General features: G+C 65.1%; 10 protein-coding genes. 7 read left to right on the forward strand and 3 right to left on the reverse strand.

Translation table 11 applies throughout. The annotated features are described in order from the left end of the window. The first annotated feature begins 21 nt into the window (after positions 1 to 21). On the forward strand, positions 22 to 978 hold the full coding sequence (locus tag G3O00_RS17740; protein ID WP_206143774.1) for an alpha/beta hydrolase: 957 nt from the start codon (positions 22 to 24) through the stop codon (positions 976 to 978). 22 nt (positions 979 to 1,000) lie between these two features. Continuing rightward, a complete protein-coding gene (locus G3O00_RS17745) occupies positions 1,001 to 2,197 on the forward strand; it encodes a TauD/TfdA family dioxygenase (RefSeq protein ID WP_206143775.1) in 1,197 nt (398 codons plus the stop codon). Between the two features lie 202 nt (positions 2,198 to 2,399). On the opposite strand, the gene G3O00_RS17750 is transcribed toward G3O00_RS17745, so the two are convergent. The 3 genes from G3O00_RS17750 to G3O00_RS17760 form a co-directional block, all read right to left on the reverse strand. Further along, positions 2,400 to 2,696 (reverse strand): DUF4148 domain-containing protein, encoded by a 297-nt coding sequence (locus G3O00_RS17750; protein WP_174931297.1) that lies wholly within the window; start codon positions 2,694 to 2,696, stop codon positions 2,400 to 2,402. Positions 2,697 to 2,910: 214 nt separating this feature from the next. Beyond that, complete coding sequence (locus G3O00_RS17755) at positions 2,911 to 3,897, reverse strand: oxidoreductase (protein ID WP_206143776.1); 987 nt, start codon at positions 3,895 to 3,897, stop codon at positions 2,911 to 2,913. Positions 3,898 to 4,064: 167 nt separating this feature from the next. After that, entirely contained in the window at positions 4,065 to 4,355 is a 291-nt protein-coding gene (locus G3O00_RS17760) for a DUF3331 domain-containing protein (protein ID WP_011354227.1), read from the reverse strand. A gap of 388 nt (positions 4,356 to 4,743) precedes the next feature. Here G3O00_RS17760 and G3O00_RS17765 point away from each other — a divergent pair, with 388 nt between their 5' ends. The 5 genes from G3O00_RS17765 to G3O00_RS17785 all read left to right on the forward strand — a co-directional run. After that, positions 4,744 to 5,460, forward strand: a complete 717-nt coding sequence (locus G3O00_RS17765) for an RNA polymerase sigma factor (RefSeq protein ID WP_206143777.1) — start codon at positions 4,744 to 4,746, stop codon at positions 5,458 to 5,460. Beyond that, on the forward strand, positions 5,450 to 6,286 hold the full coding sequence (locus G3O00_RS17770; protein WP_206143778.1) for a FecR domain-containing protein: 837 nt from the start codon (positions 5,450 to 5,452) through the stop codon (positions 6,284 to 6,286). The genes G3O00_RS17765 and G3O00_RS17770 overlap by 11 nt, the downstream gene beginning before the upstream one ends. A 109-nt stretch (positions 6,287 to 6,395) precedes the next feature. Further along, positions 6,396 to 8,927 carry a TonB-dependent siderophore receptor gene (locus G3O00_RS17775; protein WP_206143779.1) on the forward strand — a complete coding sequence of 844 codons (2,532 nt, stop codon included), beginning with the start codon at positions 6,396 to 6,398 and terminating at the stop codon, positions 8,925 to 8,927. A gap of 290 nt (positions 8,928 to 9,217) precedes the next feature. Continuing rightward, positions 9,218 to 9,697 (forward strand): bacterioferritin, encoded by a 480-nt coding sequence (gene bfr / locus G3O00_RS17780; protein WP_174931302.1) that lies wholly within the window; start codon positions 9,218 to 9,220, stop codon positions 9,695 to 9,697. Between the two features lie 422 nt (positions 9,698 to 10,119). Continuing rightward, the coding region (locus tag G3O00_RS17785) for a transcriptional repressor (protein WP_206143780.1) at positions 10,120 to 10,380 on the forward strand (261 nt) is incomplete at its 3' end.

Genomic DNA, 10,380 nt, shown 5'->3' on the forward strand with positions numbered 1-10,380 from the left:
TTCAACCTGGGAGCCCGCACGATGCTCGAACCGGAAATCGCGGCGTTCGTTGCAGCCGTCGACGCGTGGTATCCGGCCGACGCGGCGGCGCACTCGCCCCGCGAGCAGCGCCGCCTGTACGACCGCTTCGCGGCCGAATGGACCCCGGCCGCGCTGCCGGACGGCATCGTGCAGCAGGACGCCGTCTGGCATGCGCCCGATGGCCACAAGATTGCGCTGCGGCGCTACACGTCCGCGCGCGGCACGCCGCGCGGTACGGTACTGTTCTTTCACGGCGGCGGCTTCGTCGTCGGCTCGCTCGACAGTCATGCGCTGATCACCGCGCAACTGGCGGCCGATACGGGGCTCGACGTGATCGCGGTCGACTATCGGCTCGCGCCCGAGCATCGTGCGCCTGCCGCGCTGGAAGATTGCCTGGATGTCACGCGCGCCGCGCGCGACGCACGCTGGCCGTTCGGGCCGTGCGTGCACCCACTGACGCTCGCGGGCGACAGCGCGGGCGGCATGCTCGCGGCAGCCGTAGTCACCGCGTTGCGCGATGCGGGCGAAGGCGGTATCGACGGCATCGCGCTCGTCTATCCGATGCTCGGATTCGAGCCTCAGTTGCCCGCGCGCGAAACGGAAGCGCACGCGCCGATGCTGACGCTCGACGATGTCCATCGCTATCGCGCGCTGTATTGGGAAGGCGGCCTGTCCGATGCGCTGGGAGACGGCAACCCGTTGCTGCGCGCGTCGGTACCGCTCGCGGCGTCGCGTTTCGACGGCCTGCCGCCCGTGCTCGCGATCGGCGCGGAACACGATCCGCTGCGCGACGATGCGCGCGTGTATGTCGAACGGATTCGCGCGGCCGGCGGTGTCGCGCACTACTGGATGGGAGAGGGGCTGGTGCACGGCTGCTGGCGCGCGCTCGGAACGAGCCCGCAGGCGGCGCTGATGCACCGGGCGGTCGGCGGGTTTCTGCTCGCACCACACGCGTAGCGGGCATTTCCGGGAGGCAACGATGCAGGCAGCGCAACACCGTATCGAGGACTGGCGGACGTTTTCGGCCGACGCGGCCATTGCGGCGGCGACGATTGGCGATGGTGCGGTGGACGTCGAGTGGAGCGATACGCGACGATCGCCGTTTCATTTCGACTGGCTGCGCGACAACTGCGCATGTTCCGCGTGCGTGCATGCCGTCACGCGTGAACAGGTGTTCGAGATCGCCGACGCGCGCGAGGATCTCTCCGCGCTCACCGTGCACGTCGACACCGACGGCGCGCTGCATGTCGAGTGGAATGACGGACATCGCAGCGCGTGGTCGCCGGGCTGGTTGCGCGCGCATGCGTACGACGATGCGTCACGCGCGGAGCGTCAGGGCGCGCACGGGCGGCACGTATGGGCCGGTGACGATGCGACGGCCATCGGCGTGTTCGCGTGGCGCGACGTGATGGAGGACGACCGCGCATTGCTCGCGTGGCTCGCCGCATTGCAACGCACGGGGCTGACGCTCGTCGAAGGCGTGCCGGCCGAGCGCGGCCGTGTCGACGAGATCGCGCGCCGCGTCGGCCTGATCCGCGAGAGCAATTTCGGCGTGCTGTTCGACGTCGAATCGAAGCCGCGCCCGGACAGCAATGCGTATACGTCGCTGAACCTGCCGCCGCATACCGACTTGCCGACCCGCGAGTTGCAGCCGGGCGTGCAGTTCCTGCATTGCCTCGCGAACGACGCGACCGGCGGCGACAGCGTGTTCCTCGACGGCTTCGCGCTGGCCGATGCGCTGCGGCGCGAGCATCCGGCCGATTTTGAACGACTCGCGTCGACGCCGTTCGAGTTCTGGAACAAGAGTGCGAACAGTGACTACCGCTGCTCGGCGCCGGTGATCGGGCTCGATGCGCGCGGCAACGTCACCGAGGTGCGCGTTGCGAACTTCCTGCGCGGGCCGCTCGATGCGCCGGCCGGCTCGGTCGCGGCCGTTTATCGTGCGTACCGGCGGTTCCTCGCGTTGGCGCGCGAGCCGCGCTTTCGCGTGCAGCGCCGGCTGCGGGCGGGTGACATGTGGGCGTTCGACAACCGGCGCGTGCTGCATGCGCGCACCGAGTTCGATCCGTCTACCGGCCGCCGGCACCTGCAGGGCTGCTACGTCGATCGCGACGAACTGCTGTCGCGGTGGCGCGTGTTGTCGCGATCGGCGCCTGCGGCGGTTGTATCGCGCTGACGGTTGCGCCCGGTTTCACTATGCCCGCACGCCTACCTCGCAGATGAAAAAGCGCCCGGACGCCAGGCGCCCGGGCGAAGCCACCCGTTGCCGGGCGGCGGAGGTATGCGTTTCATAAAAAAGGACGAGCCCCGCAAGGGGGCTCGTCCGGACTTTCGTGCTTCATCGCGCGACGCACGGCGCCCGCCGAGGGCGCATCGGCTTACTGGCCGAAGAAGATCGAGTCGCGAGCGTTCGACGACGCAGCCGGGGCGCCCGAGTGGACGACCGGAGCCGGCTGTGCGCCGTAGCCGCTGGTGTCGGCACCATGAACACGCGCTTCGGCGCTCTGGATGTCGTTCGGGTAGTACGGGCTCGACAGGCCCGGCTTGTAGCCGGCTTGTTCGAGTTGAACCAGTTCGTTGCGCACTTGAGCGCGGGTCACGGTGCTTTGGGCGAATGCGCCAAACGAAGCGGACAGGGCGGCAGCGGCAACGACTGCGGAAATGAGCGATTTCATGATGACCTCCGGTGTTTTATTGAGTTCGCTCTCGACACCATGTCTTAAGCGATTGACTAAATCTTAGTCACCGGAAGGTCGAGGGTAAACGCTGATTTTGACGATAAATTGTTTCCTGGGTGGTAACAGTGTGGCGTCGAATCAGTCTTTCATCTGGCTTTCTTTTCGGATGTTGCAATAAGTCTGAGGAATGTTGCGGGAGGTGCTGCGTACTTCAGCGCACCTCGGCCGCCGTGTCGAACGGCCGGCCCGGCGAGCGTCCGGCCGGCGCGCCCGAACTGAGGAGGCGCACGCCCGTCGCGGCTTCCGAGGCTTCCCACAGCAGTGCCGCCGAGGCCACGTCGCGCGCCGCACGCGGCACGCTCGCGGGCGCCGGCAACCCGCGCGACTCGAACAATCCGGAGGGCCCGATGTAAGCGCCGCCAGCCAGATCGGGCGAGGTTGCCGCATGAATCGCGGGCAGCGCGCCCTGGTCGGCAGGCTGCGCGAGATAACGGTTCGCGGCGCGCATCAGCGCGGCACGGGCGGGCGAGCTGTCCATCGCCGGGCCCGCGAACTGCAGGTTGGTCGCCGCGTAGCCCGGGTGCGCGGCCACGCTGATTCCGGCAAACGCCGCGCGCTCGAAACGGCGCTGCAACTCGATCGCGAACACGAGATTCGCGAGTTTGCTGTCGCAATAGGCGAGATAACGGTTGTAGCGATGCTCGGCACGCAGGTCGTCGACGCGGATCCGGCCGCCGCGGTTGAGACCGCTCGACATCGTCACGACACGCGCGCGGCGCGCGGCGCGCAGCGCGGGCAGCAGATGGCCGGTCAGTGCGAAATGGCCGAGGTGGTTGGTGCCGAACTGCATCTCGAAGCCGTCGCGCGTATGGCGCAGTGGCAGGAACATCACGCCGGCGTTGTTGCAGAGGATGTCGACGCGGCCATGGCGTTCGGCCACATCGGCCGCGAAGCGTGCGATCGACGCAAGATCGGCGAGGTCGAGCGCGTCGACTTCGACGCGGGCATCGGGATGGAGCCGGCGGATCGCGTCGGCCGCCTGTGCGGCGCGGGCCGCGTCGCGGCAGCCCATCACGACCGTCGCGCCTTTCGCGGCCAGCGTTTCCGCCAGTTGCCAGCCGAGCCCGCTGTTGGCGCCGGTCACGACCGCGACCTTGCCGCCTTGCGCCGGGACGTGGCGCGCGCTCCATGCATGCATGTCTGCCTCCATCGGCGCGACCAATCGGCCGCGGCACGTAATCATTACATTGAGTGGTGTAACGATAGTGCCCGCCGGCGTGGCAGACAAGCGGGGGAATTAGACCGGCGCTTCTAGGCCCGGCACATCGTGGGGTGCCGCGTGCCGTGGCGCGCAGCCGGCAGGATTTACCTGCCGCCGGCCAGCGCGAGCACTTCGGCGGCGGAGATCATCGCGGCTGCGTTCGCGGGTGCCGGGCGTTCGGCCGGGCGAAAGACTTCGTCGCCGCGATGGATCACCTGGCGCGACAGCGCGCAGGTGCCGGTGCGTTGCGCGAAGCGGCGGCGCCAGCGCTGTTCACCGTAGTGACAGCGGCCGGGTTCGACCCAGCGGACGACGAGCAGCGTATCGGAACGTTCGAGGATTTCGACGTGAACGTCGGCGGGATCGAGCGCAGGCAGGGATTTGGGGGCCTTCATTTTGCCGTTTCCTAAAGCTCGTGCGGTTTCGGCCTTGGCAGTGGATGTCACTACCCGATGGCGAATCCGTAGCGGTTTCCATGAGTGGTGCGCTAAATGTAAGCGTCTGTGACCGGAAAAAACATCCTGTCTGGCTCAAATTACCTTTTGCCGATTTAGAAACAATCCACGCTTATTTTCTTGGAAAGCACAGACAAAAACGCCCCGGACGCAACGTCCGGGGCGGGAAATCGGCCTGCGCGCCGTGTCTGCTCGCCCAGTCACGGAGCCCATCGCCGGGGGACGGAGGTGCCCGCAGGGATCGAACGCGGGCGGGTGGCGATGGACCGGAAGCGCAGTCCGGTATGCCATGATGGCGCGCGCATCCCGTTGAGACCCTGACGCGAACATGACTTTTTTGTCAGTTTCGCTCTGCGCCGCGTCGAGCGCGTGCAAAAAACGGTCGAGCGACCGAGCAAGCCGCACGTCTGTTGACAGTTTTGTAATCAATCACAATAATGAGAATTATTATCATTTTGGGCGTGATGCTCGCTCATCCCGTAGCAATGTGACCGGCTCGCACCGCGACTCCTCCCACTCTCCGCTGATCGCTGCGTTCATCAAGCACTACGAGGAACTCGTCAATCACGTCCGGCATCGCTTCGGCGATCGCGCATTCGCGCGCGACGTCGTCCAGGATGTCGGCGTGCAACTCCTTCAGCGTCCGCCGGGCGAACCGGTCCATACTCCGCTGGCCTTTCTGCGTCATCTGTCGATACATCGGGCCATCGACCGATGGAGAGGGGACGAACTGCACGCGAGTCGCATGGAGCCGGCCGGGGTCGACGTTCCCGACTGGCGGTCGGACGATATCGACGGCGAGCAGGCACTGAGCTACCGGCAGACCGTGCAGGAACTCGAACGGGCCATCAACGCGCTGCCCGCGCGCTGTCGCGAGGTGTTCATCCTCCACAAGCTGCACGACCTGTCGCAGGAAGAAGTGGCGGCGCAGTTGCGTATATCACGTAACATGGTCGCCAAACACATGGCCCGCGCGATGACGGACCTCACCCCGATCCTGCAGAACACCCTGCACACCAAGACGGCGAATGCCGATGCTGCCTGAGTCCTCCCGTAGTCCCGATTCGACTTCTCCCCAAGACGGCTCGCTCGATCCTTTCAAGGACGCGTTGCGCGCACGTTATCCGCTCGACGCGGTGGTGCGCCGCGCGGCGCGGCGACGAACCGCCCGGCGTGTCGTCGGCGGATCGATGCTGAGCATCGCGGCTGCGCTGATGGTCTGGTATGCCGATCCGGCGTACCAGGTCGACACGCTCGCGACGGCAGTGGGCGAGCACCGTGAGTGGCCGCTCGCCGACGGTAGCCGGCTCGTGCTGAATACGGGATCGTCGGCACGCGTCGAGTGGCATGTCCGCTCGCGACGCATGCTGGTCGAACAGGGCGAGGCATCGATCGAGATCGCCCACTCGTCGTTCCGGCCGTTCGTCACGCGCGCAGGCGACGTGACGATCCACGATATCGGGACGAGCTTCACGGTGCGTCGCGATGCGCAGGATGTGCGCGTCGGCGTCGTGTCCGGGGCCGTGGAAGTCGCCGTGGCAAAGCGCCCGGCGGTGATGCTCCATCCCGAACAATTCGTCGTCGTCAAAGGCGATCGAATCGGCGCACTCCAGCCGTTCGATCCGGCTGCCACGTTGAGCTGGCGCGAAGGCCGGCTCGTCTTCGACGGGACGCCGTTGAGCGTGGCGATCGCGGAAATTCGCCGCTACCGGCGCGCCCCGGTCGAACTCGACCCGCGCGCCGCCAACCTGCGCTTGTCCGGGCAATTCAATACCGACAATGTCGACACGCTGCTGGACATGCTGCCCGGCGTGCTGCCGCTCAACGTGAAGCGGGACGCGGACGGCACGGTGATCGTCGCGCACCGCTGAATCTCCGCTTAAATAAAATTTCCATCAGGACGTCAACAAACCCGTCGGCTCGTCCGGCAACCCTCGTGAGCGTCATCGATTCATAACGATTCAAACGAGGAGCGGTGGTATGGGGGGCAATGGGCACCAAGGCGGGGTGGGGCGTGTCGTGTGTATCGCGGTTGCGAGCTGCCTGTCGGCAGCCGCATGGGGGCAAGGCGGTGACGTGTCGTCATTCGACATTCCCGCACAGCGCCTGGATCGCGCGCTGAATGCATTTGCGCGTCAATCCGGCGCGCAGTTGCTGTTCTCGACGTCCAGTGCCGAGCAGCGGACAAGCCAGGCCATCAAGGGCAGGCTGACTGCGGCAGCGGCGCTGGCGCAACTGTTGTCGGGTTCGGGGTTGCATGCCCGTGCGACGGGAAGGAACACGTTCACGGTCGAGAGCGGAGCGCCTGCAGTACCGCTGAAGACCGATTCGGGTGCGGGGGCGAGCGCAGATGTGGGTGCCGCTGCGAGTGCGAATGCGGGCGCCGATGTGAGCGCGACCGCGAGTCGTGCCGCGGAGCCGGTGGAACTCGCAGCAATCGAGGTATCGGGCGACCGGACGCACAGCGATCTCGTTCGACCGACCCGGCAGATCACCGTGATCGGTCGCGACACGTTGCGCGACCTCGAAGCCGGATCGAACAATCTGGCGACGGTACTGAGCAAGGCCGTGCCGGGGATGGCCGATTCGAGCCACACGATGACGGACTACGGCCAGACCCTGCGCGGCCGGAACATTCTCGTGCTGGTCGATGGCGTGCCGCTGAATACGAATCGCGATTCGGCGCGCAACCTGGCGAACGTCGACCCGAACAACATCGAGAAAGTCGAAGTGCTGCGCGGTAGCAGCGCCGTTTACGGGGCAGGCGCAACGGGCGGCATCATATCGATCACGACGCGCCAGCCGGGCGGCGCGCCGCGCGCCGAGACGACGTTTTCGATGACGTCGCCGCTGTCGCATCTGGGCAGCGGCGGCCTCGGCGGCACCGTGCAGCAGTTCTTCGCGGGCAGCCACGGTCCCGTCGAGTACGAATTCAACGTCGATGCGCAGCACATCGGCAGCGCGTATGACGCGCGTGGCCATCGCATCGCGCCGGAACCGAGCCAGGGCGACCTGTTCGACTCGAACGTCTACAACGTCGAAGGCAAACTCGGATTCCGGATCGATGCGAATCAGCGCATCGTGTTTTCGGCGAGTCACTACGACGCGAAGCAGGACACCCGCTACGGGAGCGATCCGTCGGTTGCGAAACTGCCGCCGGGCACGACCGTCGCACGGCCGAAAGACGGGCTCCAGCTCGACGACCAGAACCGCATCCGCAACACGCAGCTCAACCTGCAGTACAGCAACAAGGACGTGCTCGGCAGCGAGGTGGCGGCCCAGCTCTACTACCGGAACTATTTCACGCGTTTCGCGCCATTCGATGCGCGCGCGGTGGCGACGCGCGGCAACAACGTCGATCAGGTCATGCAGGACTCGAAGGTGTTCGGCAGCCGACTGACGATCACGACGCCGCTCGATCGCGCCGGCCGCACGAAGATCCAGTGGGGCGCCGACTTCAACCAGGAACGCAGCGACATGCCGGACGATATTTTCTCGTCGGCCGCTTACGACGCCAGCGGTGGCCTCGTCTACCGCAAGACCGGCACGCTGACGTACCTGCCCACACTGACCGCGACCAGTGTCGGCGGCTTCGCGCAACTGCAGCACAAGTTCAGCGACAAGTGGTCGGCGGAAGCCGGTGTGCGTTACGAACATGCGAGTGCAGGCTTCGACAGTTTCGTGCCGCTTTCACAGCTGCGGCTGGCGAAGAAGTACACGGTGCCGGGTGGCTCGACCGGCTACGGCGCGTGGCTGTTCAATGCGGGCGTCGCCTATGCGCCGGTGCCGAGCCAGGAAATCTACGCATCGTTCAGCCAGGGGTTCCAGTTGCCGGACGTCGGGCTGCAATTGCGTAACGCGACCGCCGGCTTCGACATCCATTCGTCGAGCCTCGAGCCCGTGAAGACCAACAACTACGAAATCGGCTGGCGCGGCAGCCTGGGCAATCACGCCGACGGCACGCTGGCCCTCTTCTACACGACGTCGGAGCTCGGCGACGTCCAGAGTTTCAACAACGGGCTGATCCTCACGCGCACGGCCGAGCGCATCGCCGGCATCGAGGCGACCGTCGACTACGCATCCGACGACGACAAGTGGGGTGCGGGCGGCACGATCACCTACATGCAGGGGCGCGAGCGGCCGCAGAACAGCGCGAATTTCCAGGACATGACCGGCTATCGCATTCCGCCGCTCAAGCTGACCGGCTATCTCGAATACCGGCCGAACCCGCGCTGGAGCAATCGGCTGCAGGCAACGTTCTACGCAGCGCGCGATTACCGGCTCAACGACAAGATCGGCTTCGGTCGCATGGACGTGGGCAGCTATACGACCGTGGACCTGATCTCGCGCTACCAGATCACGAAGAAGGATCGCGTGACCGTGGGTGTCGAGAACCTTCTGAACCGCTACTACCTGCCGCTCTACAGCCAGCTCATGCGCAACAGCAACAACACGAGCCGCTTGCCCGCGGCGGGTGCCGTGCTGACGGCCAGCTATACGCATCGGTGGTAAATGCGTCCGTTCCATTGCGGCGCGCCATTCCGGGACGGATAAGCCGGGCGTGGGGCGCCGCTCCGAAAATGGAGGCGGACCATCGGCACAGCGGAGATACGTGCGGAACAAAATGGAAATTGAAATCATTCGCACTACAGGATGATTTCATCGGCAGCATGCCGGCTTCGAACGCTTTTCTCGACACGCCATGGGTCTTGTCGGGCGCACGTTTGCGATTCGACCGGCCGCCGACTATTGTTGGTTCAGGGTGTGGCGTGCGGATGCACGGGCCGAACGGGAGAACCGCGATGAAAGGCGACAAGAAAGTCATCGAATACCTGAACGCTCAGTTGAAGAACGAGCTGACGGCGATCAACCAGTATTTCCTGCATGCCCGCATGTATCGTCACTGGCAGCTCGACAAGCTCGGCAAGCACGAATACGAGGAATCGATCGGCGAGATGAAGCATGCGGATGCACTCATCGAACGCATCTTCATGCTCGACGGCCTGCCGAATCTTCAGGATCTGCACAAGCTCCTGATCGGCGAGCATACGGAAGAGATCCTTGAATGCGACCTGAAGCTCGAACGTATCGCCCAGGCCACCTGCAAGGAAGGGATCGCGTATTGCGAGTCGGTGCAGGACTACGTGTCGAGGGAAATCCTCGAAGCCATTCTCGACGATACCGAGGAACACATCGACTGGCTCGAGACGCAACTGGAGCTGGTGCAGAAGGTCGGGATCCAGAACTACCTGCAGTCGGGCATGACGTCGCTCGACGCGTGATCGATCGGGGGCGGGCAGCAAGCAGCGCCCCTCATCCGCTCGCAGGATTGCCTCGCGTGCCGGAACCTTTTTCCAGGGCGACCACACGGCGATCGGTCGGGTGCGTATCTCGCCGCGCCGTCCGTTCCGCCTGCGTTGCCGTCGATGCCGTGCAAACCGTTGCCCGGGCGGCAATGCGTTGACCTGCCGGTTTCTTCGGTCTGAATGCCGACGCACCGTCGAGTGGCTTCAGCTTCCATCCACTCGCCGTCGCGACGATCCCTGATATTCGAGCGAAACGTTTGGCGAACCATGGCTCGTTGCTGCACGAATGCGAGGCATCCATGCATGGTCGCGATGCCCGCCGTAGCGTGATACGCGACTTAAGGGACACTTAAGCGTCTGCAAGACATGATGTAGCCGGACATTCTCACAACAACACAATGAAAGCCATTTACACGGAACTGGCTCGGGCGGGGATACGGCCGACAGCCAGTCGATTCAGCATATTGAAGCTGTTCCGCGAGCATCCCGACGCGCATTTTTCCGTCGAGCAGATTTACCGGATGCTCTCCGGCGGCCCGGAACCGGTCAGCCTCGCCAGCACGTACCGCACCCTGTCGGCCTTTATCGAAAGCGGTCTCGTCACCAGTGCATCGCTCGGCGATTCTCGCGTCGTTTATGAACTGAATCACGGCAGGCCT

It is taken from the genome of Burkholderia sp. Ac-20384 (assembly GCF_017104605.1).
GTDB lineage: Bacteria > Pseudomonadota > Gammaproteobacteria > Burkholderiales > Burkholderiaceae > Burkholderia > Burkholderia lata.